The organism is Metabacillus litoralis (assembly GCF_020524045.1).
In the GTDB taxonomy this organism is placed as follows: Bacteria; Bacillota; Bacilli; order Bacillales; family Bacillaceae; genus Metabacillus; species Metabacillus litoralis_C.
This window is the reverse complement of the sequence record NZ_JAIVKL010000001.1, coordinates 88,832-110,618: the sequence shown is the minus strand read 5'-3', so window position 1 is coordinate 110,618 and position 21,787 is coordinate 88,832. Positions and strand designations below refer to the sequence as shown.

Genomic DNA, 21,787 nt, shown 5'->3' with positions numbered 1-21,787 from the left:
ATCTTTATGCATAAATAAAAAAAAGACTTTGCTGATTACTTCAGCAAAGTCCTCCCTCTATTCATTATTTACTTGTGATGATTTTTGTGAACTTGTTATAAAAAACGCAAAAAACAGTCCGATTAATGAAAGAACGGCAACAACTATAAAGGCAATATTAGCTCCAAATATGTCAGGACGAAGCACCTCAGATTTTTGTTCAGCAAGTGTTTCTGTTGTTGTCATAACTGTTACGAGTATTGCTGTACCAACTGATGCTGCGATCATTCTCATCGTGTTATCCATCGCGGCTCCGTGTGGGATAAGTCGTTTTGGCAGCTGATTTAATGCAGCAGTTTGTACAGGCATTAAGACCATAGCTAAACCAAACATTCTTACTCCATACATCACAGTAATGTATGTGAAACTTGTTTCTGTATCTAGACTCGAGAAAGCAAATGTGGATATTGTTAAGATTGATAAACCAGTAATAACTAACCAACGAGCACCAATTTTATCAAATACACGACCAATAATCGGTGATAAAATTCCAGTGATAAGAGCACCTGGCAACAAAGCTAAACCTGCTTCAAATGCTGTGAAATTCCGCATATCTTGCATAAATAATGGAATAATCGTTTCAACACCGATCAAGCCCATAAACGTAATCATCCCGATGATAACAGCAAAAGGAAAAATTGAAAATTTAAACACTCTAAATTCAAGCATTGGATGCTCTAAACGCAGCTGTCTTGTTATAAATAAAATCAGTGATAACACACCAACACTTACAGTAGTCAGCGTAATTGGATCTAACCAACCGTTGTTTCCTGCAGAAGTAAATCCGTATAGAAGGCCTCCAAAACCTAAGGTGGAAAACATAATTGATACGATATCTAGCTTTGGCTTTGTGATTTCAGTTACGTTTTTTAGAGCGAATATGGCAACAACTATATCTATAAGTGCAATTGGTAAAATAATAAAAAATAAGACTCTCCATGAATAATGTGAGGTGATCCAACCTGATAAAGCTGGGCCGATTGCTGGAGCAAAGGATATAACAAGACCTATAAGTCCCATTGCAGCACCACGCTTGTTTATAGGGAAAATCATTAAGAATACAGTGGTCATAAGTGGTAGCATAACACCAGCTCCGCTAGATTGAATCACTCGCCCTAATAGTAAAACCTCGAAATTAGGAGCGATCGCAGCAACTAATGTTCCAAATGCAAAAACACTCATAGCTGTAATAAATAGCTGTCTAGTTGTAAATTTCTCTAATAAAAATGCGCTTATCGGAATCATAATTCCATTCACACACATAAATACAGTTGTCAGCCATTGTGCACTATTTGCAGTCACACCCATTTCTTTCATAATTGGTGGTATTGCCGTAATCATTAATGTTTGATTTAGTATGGCAATAAATGAGCCAGCAAGCAACAGGGTAACAATTGTCGTTTTATTATAACTTGATGAATTCATCCTAATTCCTTCCCCATTTCTACATTGAATCAATCATAAATTTATACTGTAGTTATACAGACAAATTATTATAAACAATTAATTAAGAATTTAAAAGTGATTAGCTTGTGATTACACTAGTCTTGGATGTGAATGTAACACAAACAAACTAAATCATTGTAGAATACTGTCTACAAATAATTATTTCGATTGTTCATGCTGTTTATATATGATATCAAAAGTTAGCATAATTTCATCAAAGGGTACATGTTGTTTTACTCGATAAATTAACGGGAGAACTAGCAAGAGATGCTCTTAATTTTAGTAATTTCATATTCACCTTTTGGTTAATGTTATAGATGGCTTTGACCCTACTTGTTCCATAGAATAAATCTCTACAAGTCTTCTTTTTCCAGCTAACTCAAAGTAAATATCTGAACATACTCTGTTATGTTATTTTAATATAATTATAATTCAGTCAAACATCGGTTTTTTTTTTCATTTACTTCGATTATAGTTATTTTGAAATATCATATCACAAATATTTGAGTATAATTGTGTGGAGTTTTTTTAATTTTTTTATTAATGGCCATTATATTTATTCATCGAAAAAAGTTCAAATCTTAAATGATTTGAACTTAACATTTATTTTATATCTATGAAGCCTTCAAACTTTTTATAAAAAATAAAACTACTTGATCGCGATACTTACCTTTAATTTTTTACCTTTAATAGTAGTGTGCTCCATGGCTTGTAAAACCAACGAACCTTTTCCATTAAGGATATCAACATAAGATAATTGATCTTGAATGGTAATTATTCCGATGTCTTCTGCAGTTACACCAGAGATGTTGGAAATTGTCCCAACAAAGTCAACTGCTCTAAGTTTTTTCTTTTTGCCACCGTTAAAATGAAGTTTTGTAATATCTTTATTAATTCTTGCTGTTTTGTTATTTTTCACCACTCGTCGTCCACTTATTTTTTCTTCAAAGGCTTCTTTATTTTTGCTTACATCCTCTTTAGTCGGAGCATCAATTGCAGGTATATCAAAGCCGATGTATCTTTCAATTGCACGAACAAATTTATCTTCAAATGGTGTTGCAAAGGTGATTGCTTTCCCTTTATTGCCTGCGCGGCCTGTTCGACCAGTTCTGTGAACATAGCTTTCTTTTTCCATTGGTACATCATAATTTATCACAAGTGTGACATTATCAATATCAATTCCTCTTGCCGCTACATCTGTGGCCACTAAATATCGAAAATTCCCGATTTTGAAACCATCCATCACAGCAAAACGATCTTCTTGCTCTAAACCGCCATGAAGTTTTTCAACAGAATAATTAGCATGATCCAGTTGTGAGAAAACAGTATCAACGTTATCCTTTGTACGACAAAAAATGATGCAGCTATCAGGATTTTCTACAACTATTAAATCTTTTAGAAGTGATATTTTTTCTTGTTCCTTCACGGTTATGAGCTTGTGCTCAATTGTATTTGTTGTTATCTCTTTAGCCGCAATTTCAATCTGTGTAGGGTTCTTCATGTATTGATGACAGAGATTTTCAACATCTTTTGGTAAAGTTGCTGAAAAGACCATTGTTACCCGGTCATTAGGTAACTCTTTAATTATTCCTTCAACTTCATCAATGAATCCCATATTAAGCATTTCATCTGCTTCATCAATCACAAGGTATTCAATTTTTTCTAAAGATAAAGTTCCTCTTTCAATATGATCCATTACACGACCAGGAGTTCCTACTACAACATGAGTTTTTTGCTTTAATTCTTCCTTTTGTTTTGCAAAAGGTTCTTTTCCGTAGACCGCCATTGCTTTAATTCGTTTAAAACGACCGATATTTGTGATATCTTCTCGAACTTGAACAGCAAGCTCACGTGTTGGTGTTAATATCAAAGCTTGAGGTTTTCTTTCTTCCCAATTGATCATTTCACAAAGCGGAATACCAAATGATGCTGTTTTTCCACTACCTGTTTGAGATTTGACAACAAGATCTTGTTTATTAAATGCTTTTGGCAAGACTTCACGTTGAACCTCAGTAGGTGTATCATATTTTAATACTTGTAAAGATCTCTTTATTTCATCACTTAATTTAAACTCTTCAAAATTACCTTTAGTCATATATAAACCTCATTTAATTGGATTATTCAACTTTATAAATAGGATTCTCTTCAAAAAAGTATCATATGCAAAATCTGAATATGTTTATTATACGTTAAATTTTACAGGAAAAAAGGTTTATCTCGAATCTTGCTTTGTTTCTTACTCTTCTTGGTTCCTCATTTCTTCCTTTTTCCAGCTTGGATTTCCTTTTTTGTAAAATAAATTACTAACTCTGTATAAAGAAAAAGGGATGAAAAATGCTAACATGCTATAGAATATTTGAATCCAGGAAGGGATAAATACTTCTAAGGTTTCTTTCATATGTTGACTCTCCTTTTTATAGTCTTTAAAAGAACAAAGAAGACAGAATTTTTCAAACCAACTTATTAATCCTTTAACGAAGAACGAATAATCGTTCCGCTTCTGTCTATGACAGTGTTCACATTTACTTCAATCTCGCTTTGTGAGAAGTAGTTTTCATCAATGTCCCAATCATTTATGAAATTCTCCCATTCTTTCGGGTATTTTATTTTGAATTTTTTCCCAAAGTCAAAAATATCTGTTTTGAGTTCATCTCTCACTCTTTTTATAGCAAGATCGGTAAAACGGTATATTTCCTTTTTGACAGCTTGTTCTGTTTGTTCAATTTCTTTTTTATTCAGAAGATCAAATGATTTATATGATTCAGGAATTGTCCCGGTTGTTTTAATATCAACTTTAAATTTTATCTTACCTTTTTCATAAATAGGTTCGACCGTTGTTTTCACTTTATCCATTTCATACACAACAATTTCGTCTTTAACCTTTGCTTCAAGTAAACCACCTTTTAATTCTCCAGTTATGAAGTTAATTCCTTCTGTGGCGTCCTCTTCTATAAAGCCTACAAGTTTATCTGTATACCCGTTAAAAACAGCTTGACCAGAAATTTTCACTTCTTCTGAATTTAGTTTTTCAATCATTTGAATCATATAGCTTTCATTTCCAAGTAAGTTTTCATGTATCTTCCCAATTCTTGTAGGTGGTACCATTCTAGCATTTTTATAATTATTTCTTGATATAGATTTAATATAAATTGCTGGAAGCTTTTCATTTTTCGGTGTAATCTCTAAGATGTCTCCAGCTTTTTCAGGGGTAATCATAATTTGAGTTCCTCTACGCATTTCTGGGTACCTAAGAAAGTAATCAAGTATATCAGGAAAAACATCGGATTCTGCAATGGCTTCAGAAACAACGATGAGTTTAATATGCTCATAAAAGGGAGAGCGATTTGTTCTTGCAGCGACTCTTCTTACTGTTTCAAAAATTGTATTCCCAGTTGAAGTTATATTTTGAAAGGCATCGGCTGAACCACCTTGACCACTTTCTCCTTGACTTGAACCAGAGGGGATAACAAATTGCTGGGATAATTTTATTTTCCCTTGATCTTCAACGTCATCTTCACTTAAATCAATCCCTACACCAATCACAAAACCACGTTCTTCAAGCTCGATAGAATCCCAACAACCTGAAGTAATCAATAAACAAAAAATGATGATGAGTAATCTCCATTTACGCATGCTGTTTAGCTCCTTTAATTCTTTTAATTTTCGTGATTAAAAGAAAAAAAAGCGGGAATATCACTCCATAAAAGAATCCTATTATAGCGATTGTTTTTCCAACTAATTGTATTTGAAACGCTGTATCTGGTGACATAGCAACTAAATAAATGATTGGTGATAATATAAGGATCCATGTGTTTCTTTTTAATTTGATCATAGATTGCAATAAATGAAGGGTAATATCAAGTGACATTGAAGCTGTATTAAAAACGGTCATAATCCATACCGTGAAAAAAATTGATTCAAATCGTTCGACAAACCCACCAGGTGCTTCAATTTCTTTGGCAACTTCAATTGTTGGATAAATTATTTCAGCTGTAGCTAGTTGACCAAATACACCAATTGTTACTGTATAAATGATGATATAAAGAATCATTGGTATTCCAATTCCAATAACCGTCATCTTTGGTGCAAGCTTTGGATATTTCATTAATGATATATATACAAGAATGACAACATATCCAATAAAAGAAAAAACAGTTTCTTGTGCAGACTGCCAATATCCGGTTAGAGAAGTGGTAAAAGAAGGGCGAAGATTTTCCATTTCAAATAACGGAATGTTGAATGCTTGAACAAGTAATGCAATACTTATAACAATAGGTAAAAACATTAAATTTAGTCTTAGTAACGCAATCCTTGACCCTGAAACACCGTAAATAACAACTAATAAAAAGACAAGTGATATCGCCTCAATGGGTGTTTGATCAAACATATAAAGCTTTGAAACATTTGTTATCACTCTTGTTTCTAAAGAACAAGTTAACATAAAAGTCATAGCTAATATAAACGCTAAAATATAGGCAACTGGTTTGGTGAACGTAGTTGTTGTATATTCTAGGAACGTTTTTTGGGGATGTGCAGAAACTATTTTGGCTAATAACCATCCAAAAAACAGAAAGAACATTCCACTAGAAACAATTGATATCCACCCATCAAATACGTTAGTATGTGTTGCAACAAGTCGTGGAAGTGTTAGTACACCTACACCGATCATCATAGAGGAAACAATATAAGCTAATTCCTTTCCCCCTATTTGCTGATCCGCATAATCGAGTGTTTTCATAAGCTTATTCCCCCATACGTTTATCATCTTCAGTTTGCATGTACTGTGGTCTCTTTGTGAAAAAAGTTAAGGGAGCTCGAATCACAAGATCTTTCCAATCACTATATATCGAAGGGGCAAATGGTGTTGTATAAGGGACACCCATAGATTTTAAATTTGCCAAATGAATATTGATTATAATGTAAGCAAGAATGATTCCATAAAATCCAAAAATGCTTGCAACAATTAAAAAAAAGAACCGTAACATTCTAATGGAGATCGCAAATGAATAAAACGGAATAGCAAATGTAGAAATCGCTGTAACAGCTACAACAATAACCATAATTGGACTTACAATTCCTGCACTAACAGCAGCTTCTCCGATAACTAATCCACCAACAATTCCTACTGTTTGCCCAATCGGCTTAGGTAATCGAATTCCGGCTTCTCTCAAGATTTCCATCGTGATCTCCATAAATACCGCTTCTATAAATGATGGAAATGGTACACCCTCCCTAGTGGAAGAAATCGAAAATGCAAGATTTGATGGAATCATTCCTGGATGAAAGGAAACCAATGCAACATATAAACTTGGTAAAAATAAGGCAATAAATGCGCAAAAGTACCTTAAGGCTCTTATTAAAGAACCTATATACCAGCGTTCGTAATAATCTTCGGGTGATTGTAATGTTTCAGCAAATGTTAAAGGTGCTAACAAAACAAATGGTGTTCCATCTAAAAAAATAGCTACCTTTCCTTGCATTAATCCAGCAGAAACTTTATCAGGTCTTTCTGTGTTTTGAAGTTGAGGAAAAGGAGATAAAAAATCATCTTCTATCCATTGTTCAACATATCCCGATTCAGGAACATCATCTAAATCAATAGAGTTCACTCTTCTTCTTACTTCTTTCACAATTTGAGGATGAACAATCCCATCAATATAGGATAAAACCAAACTTTTTTTGGATCTTCTTCCCACTTTAAATTGTTCAAAACGTAAATTGGGATCTCGTATTCTTCTTCTTAAATGGACAAGGTTTGTTCCAATATTTTCAGTAAATCCATCTCTCGGTCCTCTTACTAAAGCTTCAGTAGTCGGTTCTTCGATACTGCGGCTTTCCCATCCTTTAGTTCCGATAATTAATACATCTTGTTCACCGTCTATCATAAGAGCGGTATCACCTGAAAGAATGGCTAAACTCATATCATCTAGAGTATGGATTGTAGCTACTTCAGAAATAGATAAAATTTCATTCTGAAGATGTTTTAGTAGTTCCTCCGTATTTGTAGCAATAACTTCTAATTGAGTCATTTCAGATTGAATGTTTTTTATGACAAATTCATTTACACTTTTCTTATCAATTAAGCCATCAAAATAAAAAAGTGCCATTTTTGTATGACCGATCATTAATCTTCGAACAACTAAATCATTAGGCGAATTAAGCATCTTTGCGATGTTTTCAATATTCTTTTCTATATTTAAAAACAATTGAGGTGAAAAATCTTCTTTTGTTTCGTCCAGCTCTGGTCGTTTTTTCTGTTCGTGATGTTGAAAATGAGCATTTCTTCGTAGAAAACCAAACAAACTAAACACCTCTTAACCAAGAATGAAAATCCGTACTTCTGTTATTCATTTTTTACCAAGTGAATAAGGAATATACGTTTTGGCTTAAGGAGAAGCTAAACTTGTTATAGATGATTATCTATGTCGAAATATATCAAATAGCAGTGTAGGCTACATTCTCTTTTCCGATAACCACAAAGAAAAACCCACCAACATAAATTAATTGGCGGGTTTTTTTACATAAATAATTCTTTAAGGTCATCTTCAGTTAGTGTACTCTTTATTCCGTCATCTGGATTAATAATTTCATCAACAAGCATTTTCTTTTTATCTTGTAGAGCATTTATTTTTTCTTCTATTGTTCCTCTGGTTATGAGCTTAATTACTTGAACGTCATTTTTTTGACCTATCCTGTGGGCACGGTCTGCTGCTTGTTCTTCAACTGCAGGGTTCCACCAAGTATCATATAAAATGACTGTATCTGCACTCATCAAGTTAAGACCTGTACCTCCCGCTTTTAAAGAAATAAGGAAAAAGTCTCGCTCCCCGGAATTGTAGCGATTGCATAATTCCACTCGTTCATCTGATGGTGTTTGTCCATCAAGGTAAAAAAAGCTCAATCCTTCTGAAGTTAGCTCTTTTCCTATAAGAGAAAGCATTTTTGTAAATTGCGAAAAGAGTAAGACTCTTCTACCCGAATGTTTCGCTTCATGAATAATAGTCATGAGCTGCTCAAATTTTCCTGATGAACCACTATATCCATCGATAAATAATTGCGGATGACAACAGATTTGTCGTAGGCGAGTTAAGCCTGCTAAAATTTTGATACGATTTTTGTAAATGGTCTCTTTATCTAAATGCTTTAATGTGTCGTGTCTTAGTTTAGCCAAATAAGCAGCATATAGCTTTTTTTGTTCAGGATGTAATTCGGAGATTTCAAGTAGTTCTCTTTTTTCGGGAAACTCTTTTAAAACATCTTCCTTCATTCTTCTAAGTAAAAAGGGTTGAATTCGCTTAGAGATTGTTTTTCTTGATAGTTTACTAAAATCCTTAAGACCAAGAAAGAGAGTTGGAAACACAACGTGAAAAATCGACCATATTTCTTCACTCGAGTTTTCAACAGGTGTACCTGTTAACGCAAATCGGTAATCAGCTTTTAACTTCTTTACCGCACGTGCAGTTTGAGTGACTGGATTTTTAAAAGCTTGAGCTTCATCAAAAAATATCGTGTGAAACTGTTGCTGCTCAAACCATTTAATATCTCTTCTGACAAGCGGATAAGAAGAAATGACAACATCAATACCATGTAATTCACGCTGAAGATTCTCTCGCTCAGCCTTAGTGCCATCGATAACAAGAGCTTCGATTTCTGGAGCAAACTTCATACATTCACTTAACCAATTATAAGTTAGTGATGATGGACAAACAATCAGGACTGGTTGCTTCTGCTTCCTTATATTTGAAAGCTCAGATCTTATAAAGCTGATACTTTGAATCGTTTTTCCAAGTCCCATATCATCAGCTAAAATGCCACCAAACCCATAATACGCAAGAGTTTTCATCCACTGAAATCCAAGTTTTTGATAATCTTTTAGTATGGGAGCCATGCTTTTTGGTACCTCAAATTGAAGATGTCCAGGATTTCGGATCGTATCTAGAAACTGTTGAAAAGAAGGTTCGAGCATAAATGCTGAACTACCTTCAACAGTATCTAGAAGCTGGAGACTTTGTTCAATAGGTAAATCCAGTCCATTTAAGATATCTTTATTTTCAACTTGTGGTGATTGTAAAAAGCGTTGTATTTCTTCGATTTCACTGGTTTCTAAAGAAAGCAATGAACCATTACGTAATCGGTAGTACTTTCTTTTTTCCTCTAATGCAGCTAGAATGTCCTTAATTTCATCATTTGGTATGCCATCTATATCAAATTTAAATTCAAGCCAATTGGTTCGTTCTTTTTTGACTTTCACACGTATTTGAGGTCGAACGTTCCCTCTAAATATTCGGTTTCGGATAGCAGTTGTTGCATAGATCTGCATGTGTTTTTGTAATTTTGGTAAAACATGTGTTAAAAACCTATATTCCAATTCTTCATTTTGTAAAAAATATCCACCATCTGTTTTTGTAAAAGGGATTTCATCCATTAATTCTAAAATTTTTGTTTCTTGATTAACATCTCTTACTAAAAACATATTGGATTGATTTTCTTTGTTTTCCAGTGGAGATATAACTATCTCTTCATAGTGAAATTCAAGTCCAGCAAGAAGACGATTTTTCAGACGATCTAAATAAAGTTTTGCTTTTAGTGGTGTTATAACGAGCTGTTGAGAAATTTCATCAGCTATTGTGACATCTCCTAATTTCTTTAATCCTGGAATTACTTTCTCAAGAAAAAAACCAATCTGTTCTTGGAGAATTGGTATGCTATTAGTAGTAGATCGATTGATCATTCCAATTAATTCATTCAGGCGTTTACTATCTCTCACTTCAAGCTGGTACAGAATTCCATGAGATAAAACGGAGTGATAGGAATTTAATAATATCATTCCTTGAAAACCTTTAACCTCAAGTTGAAAATGTTTATCCAATGATGGATGAAAGTCAATTTTTAGTGGTAGTTTTCCGTTTGAAATTTGGAGACCCTGATAGGTGGTATTATGATATTCTTGCTTAACTAAAGGTGCTTTCAACAATAAAGGAACAAAAGCTTGCCAGGAAGAAGGTGGAATTTGTATTGATGCCTTCTCTTCCGTGTTTATTGTTTTAGAATAAACCCTTTCATTTTGAAAAACTTCAATTAGCTTTAGAATAATATCGTTTGTTTCCTTTGAAAAGCAATGAATTCTTTTGTCATATGTGAATGCTTCTGAAATAACGTGTTTTTTTCCATTATTAACATTATCAAGAAACTCTCTAATGTTTTTTACTTTTATTCCTGCTACGACTAGTTCAATTGCAAGTAAGATTTCGGTATCGTCTTTTTGTACAGGCTTACATGTAAATTCTACATCAAGTATTTTTCTAGTTTCAAAGTGACTCTGGTGACCGCTAGAGCGATCAGATTTTTGTTGAAATAAAGTAAGTAAGTCATCATTTAATGCTAAGTTATGTGATTCAGACTTATTTGAATCAAGTGGAATGGATATATGATGATTCATGATAGCTAGTAAAGTAGCAGCAATATGTTGACAATCTTTTGTAAAGGAAGCTAATTTAGGACAACTGCAATTTGCATGAATTTCTCCCTTCATTCCTTTCTTAATTGCAACATGAAAATCCTCTGCTCCTTTCACAATAGCTTGATATTCATTAGTATTTGAAAGCTCAATTTGTACTTTATTCGCTCGATAAAAAGAATCTCCTCTTTTGAAGGAGATTTCTCCACACATTTCTTTAATCATTTTATTTGTTATTGTTATAGCCAAAATGCGTTTCGCTCCTTCTCATGTTAGAGTAGAAATTAATTTTAACAATTTATATATTGTACCATATGTAAGCGAAATGCTCCCTCTTTTGCGTTGTCTTTAAATAGTATTATGAATAGAAAATTTAATATGAAGAAGAATAGTACTAGTGTTAAACAATTAACACAAAAAAAAAATTCAATGTGGAGGGATAACTTTGAATATTCTTTTCAGCTTATTTCCAACATATATGTTAATGAGTTACAAAATGATACGTTTAATAAATAGAGTGATCTATCGTTTAAGCGTATTGCTTAAAGTTCCTTCTTTAACATAAGCCTTTAGAATATTCACTATCTTAATTATTCGCATTGACACAAAAAAAGGTGAGCAGTTTCTGCTTACCTTTTTTGCCTACAAACGATGATTTTTCTTTGCTAAAGTATCACGATTATCTGAACTTGGTGGTTGCTCTAGCCAACTATTTTTTATCATAAGATTAATACCGTCTTCTGCGTATATGCCGATTTCACCCATTAAGCGTAAGTATTGTGCGATTATGTCTCTACGTTGTGAAACAGATAAAGCAGTACCGTAATATCCAACACTGACAGCTATTAATGAGGCAACATGAAATAACATAAGTTTATTTGAAAAAGGTGCAATGGTCGTATTAGATATTTCTGATGTCCAATTACGTGGTGATGGTAGGTCGTTCTCAGTTAAAATTGAGTTGAAGGTACTGATATGCTTTTTACATATTTTAGCCCCTTTTTGAAAATATTCACGGAGCTCCTTTGAAGTAGTGACTTGAGCAAATGCTATCTCTAGGTCAATTTTTACGATTGTTTTTTGCATATTGTAATAAAGATGTCCCATTTCAATGCCATTTAAGGGTCTTCTTTTTCCAAACCATCCTGTTAAATAACTTTGTTTATCAATAACATCCTGTTCATGTGGTGCATTGATAAACGGAGAGCGGCTAAAAATGCCTTTATCTAGCATAACTTCTACTAATTTATCATATAGTTCCATCGCTTCTTTATTACATTTCATAAAGTACTCTCGTTGATCACCTCTAACAGAGGTTCCAACAGACAAAGAATAACCGTTCATCCCATGAAGTGTCATCACATAAAGATATTGCATCCAAAACGTTTCTGAGAATAAAGGGGGTGCATTCAGATTGACATCCTCCATTGTGAATCCTTTTGGGGATGGATAATTTTCTCCTTTTAACGCTTCTGTGATTTTATTTATATGTGTTTTGGATAATGATAAAGCAAATTCGATGACAGCGTAAATGTCTTTATCTTTACAAGATTCTAAAGCATATGTTAAAACACATATGGCCATACTGTCATTCAAGTACTGTGTCCATAGAGCAGAAATTTCTGGACCTGTTAGACGAACATTGTGCTTTATATTCTCCATAAGACACCTCCTCTAGAAGCTTAACTAAATGTTAGTTTTTCAAATGATCAATAGAATATACATAGAAAGCTAATGATTGATTTGTTCCGCTAATAAAGAATAAGATGTGATTCGATCTTCTGGTAAGTAAGTAATGGTGTTAATCATGATTTCATTTGCTTGATATTTTTGTTGAATTCTTAATAAATTTTGATGTACCTCTTCTGGATGACCAATCAGCATTTTTTGTTTTATTTTCTGAAGATTTATTTCTTCTTCTTTATTTAAAGGATATTTCTTTGCCTCTTTAATAGATGGGATTCCATTTTCACCTTCCCCCTTTACTCTTTGTAGCGACCATAAGAGTGAGCTAGTTGCAATTTCTTCCGCTTTTTCTGTTGTTTCAGCACACACAGCAGATACTGTTATCATTACTTGCGCTTGTTGACCTGGAAATCTTGGAGTAAAAGAGTTCAAATAAGTTTGGATGATTTCTTCTCCATCATTATCACTCATAAAAAGCCCATATGTGTAAGGAAGTCCATTTTCAGCTGCAAGTTTTGCACTTTTTTTACTTGTTCCTAAAAGCCATGGAACAGGTGGAGTTTCTGGAAGTGGAGATGCTGCAATCTTTCTATAGTCATGGTCAACGGGAAAGTCATGATATAGAAAATGAAGTAGTTCTTTCACATGATCTGGCATTTTCCATACCTGTTCGAGAAAATTATCTGTTAAGGCATTTGTTGCTTCTGCGGAACCACCTGGAGCTCGTCCTATTCCAATATCAATTCGATTCAGAAACAATGTTGCCAACATATTATATGTTTCTGCAACTTTATACGGTCTATAATAAGGCAATAAAACAGCTCCTGAGCCAACACGAATAGTATTGGTATTTGCACATATATATGGAATCATAACTTCTGGAGCTGAACACGCGAGCCCCGGTAAATCATGATGTTCAGCTATCCAATAACGTTTATAACCTAATTTTTCTCCTATTTGAGCCAATTTTACCGATTCGTTTAACGCATCTTTAGCTGATTGATTACTTGCTATAGGTGATTGATCTAGAATACTAAGAATCATATTGTTTTTACCTTCCTTCCTTCATCAATTCAGAAAATCTCACTTTAAATATGCCAGTTTGCTCTTTATTATATAAATTGGTTATAGACGTAGAATATTGCGTAATTTTCGCTGTGATATAGGTGTTTTTTTCAGGCACGGTAATGTGAAAAGTATCTTTGTAAAGCAATGTTGTTATATTATGATAATCCTCGCTTAAAACATTAAATTGAATTGAAATTTCAACCAAACCGTTTATTGTTTTTTCTTTATAATTGGTTATTGCTAGATTTTTACCGTCGATAATTATTTCGTTAATCAAGATGTTTCCTCCTTTAAATTGAGTTAAGCTCTGTTTTAAAGATATCATCTTAGGTGATATTAACTAATTTCCTTCCAATTATGGTTTCAGCTAATCATTTTAAAGCAAGCCTTTTCCATTAGATTTTCGTACGCTTAATGATAAAACAACTATGTGAAATGTTGAAATAAGTAGACTTTTTTATACCAAAGGCTATGTTAAAGCTTAATATTGAATTTTACTACTTTGTTGATTGTAGATGAATAAGTTAGATGAATAAGTGAGACTTTGTGGGAGGAGCGCGTTCTGGTGAAACCAAAAAAACGCATAGTTCACTAAGGAGGATACCTAGTACTTATTCTTCGCTAGGAAAAAAGGAGCTTTGTTCCTAGGATAGCTGTAAAAGAACTAAAACAATAGTGAATATTTTGTAATGATTATCAATCTTTCGTACATAATAAAAAGGATTATCAATCTTACTACACAATGAGGCAGTTAAGAATGCATACTTTAACCCACTTAGCTTGTATATTTTTTGTTTATAAATTCGCTAATCTTAGGGAATGGAAAAATTATCATCCAACTCTTTTGTACATTTGTGTAATCAATCTTTTGTATAACTTTTTGTTAGCAAATTATGACCTATGGAAATATCAGCCTGACTTTTATTCAAATCATTCATTAACAGAAGTGGGAAATAGTATCATTTTGCTACCAGCCATCGCATATATTTTTTTAACCTACTATCCGGAAAACCAAGGAATGAGGAAGATACTGAAGTATTATCTTAAATGGATTGTATGGTCGCTTGTCATTGAGTCTGTATATGTTTATTTTGGGAAAATAACCTTCCACCATGGATATAAGTTTTGGATGGAGCCTTTCTTCTATATTTTAATGTACACATTTGTTCGATTACATTATAAAAAACCTCTACTTACATATTTTCTTTCCGTGATTGTTGTTCTACTTTTATTGTGGATTTTTGATATTCCAGTCACTACTCCAATCAATCAAAGGCATTAAAAGAAAGGGTCAGATTTTCATTTATTTGAAAAAGCTGACCCTTTCGTGCATTCTTTATTCTGTTCTTGATTTCTTTCGAAAAAAGATCTCGGCTTCCCAACTATTTATTGGATGTGTTCTGTGTTCTGATGGTTCACTTGTTAATCTAGGAGAATTCTTAGGTTTGTTTTCTTTACTTGCTGCTTTTAGCAAAGAATTCCTTAATGGTTTCCATTGTTTTAAAAGCAAAACTACAGCAAAAAGAATTGCGCCTAAAGAGCCATACATGATCACTGGGAGGAATTTCGTATTCTGTGCTAAACCAAGTACTCTTCCTCCTGCTGATTTTCCACCAGCCTCTCCTAATCCATAAACAACATTAGATAAAGCAAAAAATAGGCCAATAAATTCTGCTTTAGATAACTGTGAAATTGTGCTATCAATTGTTGGAAGAATCATCATTTCTCCGATAACAAACACAGCACCACTAAAAATCAAGTGAATAAAAGAATGAGTAAAAAATATGGAAACAATCCCGATGGTAATAAAGATAATTCCGATACTAAGTGCAGAAAGTGGTTCAATCTTACGAATGATTTTCCTAGTGATAAAGCTCTGAGTACTGACTACAATTAAACTGTTAATAGTCCAGATTAACGCAATGTTTTTAGGCTCTGGTAGAATTTCTGTTGCACGCAGTGGCAAAGCGATTGATAATTGAGCATATAAAGCCCAAATAAAAATACTGAGCCCGCTGAAAACAATAAAAGGTTTATTTTTAAACGCTTCACGATAAGCTCCGACTGATAGTCCCGAACAGGGAGCATTTCCACAACCCTTAGGAAGGAAAATCCAGCTTTGTACAGCTAAAACGACATATATTGCTCCCGCGATCCAAAAGATTAACTTAGATGTATCTGTTAAAAGAAAAAAAACAATTAGCCCTGCTGAACCTATCCCTATGTTAGCAGCTATGCCTCTTATAGAAAAAGCGGTTGTTTGATTCTCACTAGATGCTAAAGCTGCAATTGCTGCTTTAGTGGAAGGAGCGTTTAAGCCTGTTCCTAAGCCCATGATAATGGCAGTTAAACAAAGAAAAACAAATTGAGTGAAAAAACTAAACCCGACAATTCCAAAAGCTGTAATGATGGCTCCTAACCCAATAATAAATCCTCTTCCCATTCGATCTGCTAATATTCCACCGAATATACTTCCAATCTGAAACGCTATCGCAATGCTTGCTAAAATGATTCCGATTTGTCCAATGGTTAATCCTGCCTCTGTTTTTAAAATAATAGGCAACATTGGTGTGACGATGTAAGTACCCAAATGAGATAGTAACACTCCAAACAAAAGTATTTGCAGTGGACGATCAAGTTTTAATATTTCTTTTACTCCCAAAGTTATCACCTGCTCATTTTATTAAGCTAAATTCCAAACGACAAAGTTTTAACATGTAAATAAACCTTTCACTTTATATTGTTAACGTCTCCTATAGTAATAACGATATTCATCTATTAAGTTTTTACTGAATGTCTTGTCCATGCAACAGATGGATCTTGTCAGTTTTTTGTATACATGAACATGAAAGTAGAATAACGATATTTATACTTTTACTTAAAGAAAAAAAAAGAGGCTGGGACTTAATTAAAGATTTCATACAAAAAGACGAATAAATCTACATTCAGTTAAGCTGAAAGAATTAAGTTCGTTCCATTACGCTGCAGACACTCCATTCGCCGGGGAGGAAGCTGAGTCTTCTCGTCGTTTCGCGGGCCTGTGGGGTCTAAGCCTTGCCTCTACACACGCAGATGCCCTAGTGTCTTCTGCTCCATTCCACTAGTTCTAATAGTATGCAAAATCAAAAAAATCTAATTGAAGACAGAAAACCATTAATTCTTAAGCCTTCTAACAATGAAATGATAAGATTAATTACAAAAGGTAATAGAGATTGTGGAACAAATTCACCATTTTCTACTCCTAAATAAACTCTGCAAATGTTTTTTTGTTTGTGAATACTGATTTGACCTTTCATGAGCATTAGTTGATTTTGAAGAATGTTATTATTTTGTTGATTGTAGTGGGAAAATGAGACTCTTGACTTGATCAATGTTAAAGGATACCTTAGATCACCAATCATACTTGAAGTCTCCTGGACTTAGGGAGATACCTAAGGAGGTTCCGTAGTAGAGCTTTTTGATTATATTTACCAAAGAACTTTTTCTTAGAAAGCAATTGTCACAAAATATACTAAGTATGAAGTACCTCCCACTTGCTATATAAAGCTTCCGTGTTAAAGAATTTTTGCTAAGTTAATTAAAATAATTACTGAGGGAACATTTTTATGAATACAAAATCTCTTTTCCAAAAGCAACATGATTTGCGAAAAAGACTACAAAAAAGTGCTAAGGTGGTTAATCCAACCTTAGCACTTTTTTTGTAGTCTTTATTATTTATAAAACACTTTATCTACATTGTATTTTGCTTCTAGCTTATTGATAAGGTATGTTTCATAAATTTCTCTTTCCATTGGATCTTCAATAAAGCAAACATCAATTCTGTGTACTTCTTTACGATGATCCTTTAAAGGAGAAACTGTATCTTCAAGATGTTTCTTAACTCTTTGTCTAAGCTTTCTCGCTTTACCTACTAAAAGAAGCTCGTCATTTTTGTTGTAAAACAAAATGATGCCACCTTTATCTCTAGGAATTTCATGGAGATCAATAAATCCTTCTATGGATTTTATTTCTGGAGCATTATCATCTTGAGGTTGTTTTCGTTCTCTAATTGAAACCTCTACTTTTGGTAACTCAATTTTTATCATATAATTTCACATCCTTCTTTCTATCAAATAAATGTATCAATGATAAAAACAATAGTCAATGGTTATCATGTTTCTAACACTAGATCTTAATGTCATTTATAATTTTTCCATTCATATTTCTTGCTATTCAATAACTTTGTTAAATAAATTCAAGTAAAAACATTCATGGCCGAACAATTAGGCACAACCTTGAATAGGCTAGTGTAATATGTTTTTTTGAAAGGATGGAAAATGAACATGGATTCTAATCTTTAATATAATCAATAATTAATACCGATCTTAATTTTTACCCATCTCTTTAATTACCTTAAAAGACACAGGCAAAAACAACCACATCATTTGGCTAACAGCTAAAATTCCACCTGCGATTTTCTGTTCTTTTAAAGGTGGAAAGGGATGAAGAACTGTGTAAAATTTCTCCGGGATATCTGCAATTGTTTCTCCTGCAGGAAGACAAACGGCTAAAGATAACTGCAATAGCTCTAAGTCATTATAAATGCCATATAATTGATTAGTTGTTATAACAAGAAAACTAGAAAAACCTAGAAAAATTATTGCATTTACTGAAAGTACCAGCTTGTTGAGTTGACAGGAATTGGGAAGCTCCATTTTAAATGTGAAAATAGTGCTCCATAAAAGTGTAGAAGCAATAAATAATCCGAGTAAATACAAGTAATTCAACGTGTTACTCATTCGAATATAGTCAAACACAGATGGAAAATGGTAAATGATAAATAGTCCATAAAACATTAGAATTCTGATGAAAGGATGTTTCATTATTTCTGTCGTATTTTCAACAAAAGGTGTGGATATTTTCTTGAAAATCATCCCCCTTTTCGCCCCATAAACAAGCAAAGGTGCTACAATGAAAAATAAAATTATCATTTGAATAATATGTGCACGGAAGATCATTCTAGCAAGGATATTTAACGGACCGCCTAATATGAAAGCCAATAAAAGCATACCAAAGACAAACAAGATAGACTTCCCTTTTGTATGACCTTCAGGAGTGGGAAGGATAAATAAATAACAAACAATTGCTAACAAAACAAAATAAAAAACCCCTCCGTTCCACTGAGCAGAAAAGCTAAAATTACTTAAAAGATCTCCAATCATCACTCTCAACCTTTCCAGGTGACTGTCACGCCCCGGTTTTTCTTGTTTCACACGTTGTTTCACGATATAGCACACTAACAATTACTTAATAAGAAGGATAAATCAAAATCAGTAAAACTGACTGTGAGAAAAATCACTGGCATGAAAAAAACATTCCTCTGTTTATGAGGAATGTTGGTCAAGTATGTAAAAGTGAGGATAGCTTTTCAACGAAATCTTTTTGAGTTATCGGATATTCTCTTGGTAGTGGAATGTTCATTGTGTTTAGTAATTGCTGATATATCTCAAGAATCATCGGTTGATTTATATGACTTTGCTTTAATAGTTCTCTGTTTTGAAATACCTTAGCAGGCTGTCCTTGAGCTAATAGCGATCCATTATGTAAGACAATAATTTCATCTGCCCATTCGTAGGCTAAATCAACATTGTGAGTGGATAACAAAATGGTACGGTTTTCATGATGGATATCATTCAATATCTGCATGATTTTTTTAGCATAATAAGGATCTAGTCCTGCTGTTGGTTCATCTAAAACCATTAGCTCTGGATTCATCGCAATGATTCCAGCAATCGCCACTCGCTTCTTTTGCCCTAAGCTAAGAAAATGGGGTGGTTTTTCTTTTAGCGTTTCTGTTTCTGTTAAGTGTATTGCCTGATCCGCAGCTTTTTGAATTTCTTCTTTTGATAAACCTAGATTTTTTGGTCCAAATTTAATATCTTCATAAACACTGGATGAAAATAATTGGGAATCTGGGTTTTGGAAAACAATTCCTACTTTTTGACGTAATTTTTTTAATTCAACTCGCTTATAGGTTAACACCTTTCCATTAAAATATATCTTTCCTCCTGAGGGTATTAAAAGTCCATTTAATAATAAAAATAATGTGGATTTCCCTGCTCCATTATTACCGATTAACGCGATTTTCTTTCCTTTATCAATATGGAGTGAAAGACTCTTTAATGCAAGCGTTTTATCAGGATATTGATAGCTTATGTTTTCAAAAGATATTAAAGGTGTTGTCATATAATCTCCTTTATAAAATGGCTCAAGACTGTCTCGATCATGTAAGAATAGATAGAATTAAAAGTAATGTAATGCTACACAAAATCACAGTTATATGTGATTTTCGATAAGTTAAATTGATTTCAATATCGTATAAGTGTTCATCTCCACCCCGACTATCAATAGCCATTTGTGTTTCCTTTGCAGTTTGAAGTGATTTTATAAATATATTTGCAACAAGCATACTGATCGAAGACAACGATAATCGATAGTTTTGATATCCTAATCGACTGGACTGTGCTAAATATATTTCTTGAACACTAGCTAATAGCACAAAAATAAATTGATACGTAAGTCCGATTAACTCAATAAAAAGGACAGGTAATTTTATTTTTCGTAATACCCATAGAAGTTGTTGTAAAGGCGTTGTGACAATAAGAAAATACAAACAGCTAACACTAGCTAATACCGTTGCTGCAAGATGATAAGCTTGATTAAAACTAGAAGGACTAATATAAACAACCCAAGAGAAGAAATCTGTACTCCATATTGTGTTATTTGGTATTTCAGAAGCTGAAGCAAATGAAAGAATAATCGTTATCATACTCGTAAGTAAGAAGATCGTCGGAATAAGCAAAAATTTTATATACTGCCAAAATTGAATTTTAGCAGCAAAAATGATCAAAACCGTCATTGTCATAAAAACAAATCCACTTATGTATAAGCTCTTAGTTAAAATTGAAAAAAATAAAAAACTAAATGCTATGATACTTTTCTCGGCAGGGTGAACATATTTTAGAGAATTTGTATAAGCATACTGATCAATTCTTAACAACGAGTTGTTCATTGTTTAGCAGAGTATTTCCTTCTCGCTCGACCAAAACCGATAACATAGCCAATAATAATTGCTCCAACAGCTGCTTGTAATGAAAATAATAGACTTTCAGTTTCTCCACCAGGAGGCGACCAAAATGGTTTAAACCAAGGCTCATAGCTAGGAGCAAGTTCGGTAATGGCCTCTTCTGCTTGTCCATCAGCTCCACCAAAGTCTGTATCTCTTTGAATGAAAAACGGAAATGTAGCTAAGATGATAACAAATAAAAATAGAATGAAATTTTTCATGATCTACTAGCTCCTTTTAAAATCTTTAGCTGTTGTAATTCTGATAAATTGTACTTTGTTAATAAATTCATCACGATCACGGTTAATAGTCCTTCACTAATGGCAATTGGGATTTGAGTTAATGCAAAAATACTTGCGAATTTTGTAAATGATCCAAGAAATCCACTTACTTCAGCCGGAAAAGCAAGAGCCAATTGAATAGAAGTGACAAGATATGTTCCTAAATCACCTAACATGGCAGCAAAAAACACAGCTATAGAGAAAGAAACACCAAGCTTTCGCGTCAATTTAAAAATAGCAAATACAATAAACGGTCCAATAACAGCCATTGAAAAAGCGTTGGCACCTAGTGTTGTAATTCCACCATGTGCTAATAATAATGATTGAAATAAAAGCACAATCGTACCTAAAACGGTCATAACTGTTGGACCGAATAAAATGGTGCCTAGTCCGACTCCTGTAGGATGTGATGAGCTACCTGTAACTGAAGGGATTTTTAATGCAGATAAAACAAATGCAAACGCTGCAGATAAGCCAAGCATCATTTTTAATTCTGGGTTTTCCTTCAGCTTCTTTTGTATATTTCTTAAACCATATAGAATAAATGGAATTGTTAACAACCACCAAAAAATTGCCCATCCTATTGGTAAAAAGCCTTCCATAATATGCATCGCAGCAGCTTCTTTGTACGAATTGAGCCAGAAATAAGTTGTAAAGGCAAATAGTATAAGAAGTGACGAAGTTCGTAATAATATTTTATGCATT

General features: G+C 33.4%; 19 protein-coding genes. 1 reads left to right on the top strand and 18 read right to left on the bottom strand.

Going from position 1 to position 21,787, the window contains the following annotated elements:
- Nucleotides 1-57 precede the first annotated feature (57 nt).
- The 10 genes from LC076_RS00560 to LC076_RS00515 all read right to left on the bottom strand — a co-directional run bounded on the left by LC076_RS00560 (nt 58) and on the right by LC076_RS00515 (nt 13,973).
- Complete coding sequence (locus LC076_RS00560) at nt 58-1,464, bottom strand: DHA2 family efflux MFS transporter permease subunit (protein ID WP_226665335.1); 1,407 nt, start codon at nt 1,462-1,464, stop codon at nt 58-60.
- A gap of 670 nt (nt 1,465-2,134) precedes the next feature.
- Complete coding sequence (locus LC076_RS00555) at nt 2,135-3,580, bottom strand: DEAD/DEAH box helicase (RefSeq protein ID WP_226665332.1); 1,446 nt, start codon at nt 3,578-3,580, stop codon at nt 2,135-2,137.
- Between the two features lie 141 nt (nt 3,581-3,721).
- Nucleotides 3,722-3,883, bottom strand: a complete 162-nt coding sequence (locus LC076_RS00550; RefSeq protein WP_226665330.1) for a hypothetical protein — start codon at nt 3,881-3,883, stop codon at nt 3,722-3,724.
- A gap of 65 nt (nt 3,884-3,948) precedes the next feature.
- Nucleotides 3,949-5,118 (bottom strand): Ger(x)C family spore germination protein, encoded by a 1,170-nt coding sequence (locus tag LC076_RS00545; RefSeq protein ID WP_226665328.1) that lies wholly within the window; start codon nt 5,116-5,118, stop codon nt 3,949-3,951.
- Nucleotides 5,111-6,223, bottom strand: a complete 1,113-nt coding sequence (locus LC076_RS00540) for a GerAB/ArcD/ProY family transporter (protein WP_226665326.1) — start codon at nt 6,221-6,223, stop codon at nt 5,111-5,113. The genes LC076_RS00545 and LC076_RS00540 overlap by 8 nt, the downstream gene beginning before the upstream one ends.
- A gap of 4 nt (nt 6,224-6,227) precedes the next feature.
- Nucleotides 6,228-7,787 carry a spore germination protein gene (locus tag LC076_RS00535; RefSeq protein WP_319005464.1) on the bottom strand — a complete coding sequence of 520 codons (1,560 nt, stop codon included), beginning with the start codon at nt 7,785-7,787 and terminating at the stop codon, nt 6,228-6,230.
- 215 nt (nt 7,788-8,002) lie between these two features.
- Nucleotides 8,003-11,191, bottom strand: coding sequence for a DEAD/DEAH box helicase (locus tag LC076_RS00530; RefSeq protein WP_226665325.1), 3,189 nt, complete (start codon nt 11,189-11,191; stop codon nt 8,003-8,005).
- A 393-nt stretch (nt 11,192-11,584) separates the two neighbouring features.
- Nucleotides 11,585-12,604: a DUF3231 family protein gene (locus tag LC076_RS00525; protein ID WP_226665324.1), complete on the bottom strand. Its 1,020-nt coding sequence runs from the start codon at nt 12,602-12,604 to the stop codon at nt 11,585-11,587.
- Between the two features lie 69 nt (nt 12,605-12,673).
- On the bottom strand, nt 12,674-13,672 hold the full coding sequence (locus tag LC076_RS00520) for an LLM class flavin-dependent oxidoreductase (protein ID WP_226665323.1): 999 nt from the start codon (nt 13,670-13,672) through the stop codon (nt 12,674-12,676).
- Between the two features lie 7 nt (nt 13,673-13,679).
- Nucleotides 13,680-13,973, bottom strand: coding sequence for a DUF3219 family protein (locus LC076_RS00515; RefSeq protein WP_226665322.1), 294 nt, complete (start codon nt 13,971-13,973; stop codon nt 13,680-13,682).
- A gap of 480 nt (nt 13,974-14,453) precedes the next feature.
- Between LC076_RS00515 and LC076_RS00510 the strand changes: the two genes are divergently transcribed.
- Complete coding sequence (locus LC076_RS00510; RefSeq protein WP_226665321.1) at nt 14,454-14,978, top strand: CBO0543 family protein; 525 nt, start codon at nt 14,454-14,456, stop codon at nt 14,976-14,978.
- Nucleotides 14,979-15,032: 54 nt separating this feature from the next.
- Here the strand turns inward: LC076_RS00510 and LC076_RS00505 are convergent, their stop codons facing one another.
- From LC076_RS00505 to LC076_RS00470, 8 genes are all read right to left on the bottom strand, one after another.
- Entirely contained in the window at nt 15,033-16,358 is a 1,326-nt protein-coding gene (locus tag LC076_RS00505) for an MFS transporter (protein ID WP_226665320.1), read from the bottom strand.
- Between the two features lie 460 nt (nt 16,359-16,818).
- Entirely contained in the window at nt 16,819-17,097 is a 279-nt protein-coding gene (locus LC076_RS00500) for a hypothetical protein (protein WP_226665319.1), read from the bottom strand.
- 309 nt (nt 17,098-17,406) lie between these two features.
- Complete coding sequence (locus LC076_RS00495; RefSeq protein WP_226665318.1) at nt 17,407-17,781, bottom strand: nucleotide excision repair endonuclease; 375 nt, start codon at nt 17,779-17,781, stop codon at nt 17,407-17,409.
- 279 nt (nt 17,782-18,060) lie between these two features.
- On the bottom strand, nt 18,061-18,960 hold the full coding sequence (locus tag LC076_RS00490) for a cytochrome c oxidase assembly protein (protein WP_226665317.1): 900 nt from the start codon (nt 18,958-18,960) through the stop codon (nt 18,061-18,063).
- Between the two features lie 115 nt (nt 18,961-19,075).
- Complete coding sequence (locus tag LC076_RS00485; RefSeq protein ID WP_226665316.1) at nt 19,076-19,921, bottom strand: energy-coupling factor ABC transporter ATP-binding protein; 846 nt, start codon at nt 19,919-19,921, stop codon at nt 19,076-19,078.
- 37 nt (nt 19,922-19,958) lie between these two features.
- The gene (cbiQ, locus tag LC076_RS00480; RefSeq protein ID WP_226665315.1) at nt 19,959-20,747 is read right to left on the bottom strand and encodes a cobalt ECF transporter T component CbiQ; all 789 of its coding nucleotides are present in this window, start codon (nt 20,745-20,747) and stop codon (nt 19,959-19,961) included.
- Nucleotides 20,744-21,022, bottom strand: coding sequence for an energy-coupling factor ABC transporter substrate-binding protein (locus tag LC076_RS00475; RefSeq protein ID WP_226665313.1), 279 nt, complete (start codon nt 21,020-21,022; stop codon nt 20,744-20,746). Before LC076_RS00475 ends, cbiQ begins: the two co-directional genes overlap by 4 nt.
- Nucleotides 21,019-21,786 (bottom strand): energy-coupling factor ABC transporter permease, encoded by a 768-nt coding sequence (locus LC076_RS00470; RefSeq protein ID WP_226665312.1) that lies wholly within the window; start codon nt 21,784-21,786, stop codon nt 21,019-21,021. Before LC076_RS00470 ends, LC076_RS00475 begins: the two co-directional genes overlap by 4 nt.
- Nucleotide 21,787 lies beyond the last annotated feature (1 nt).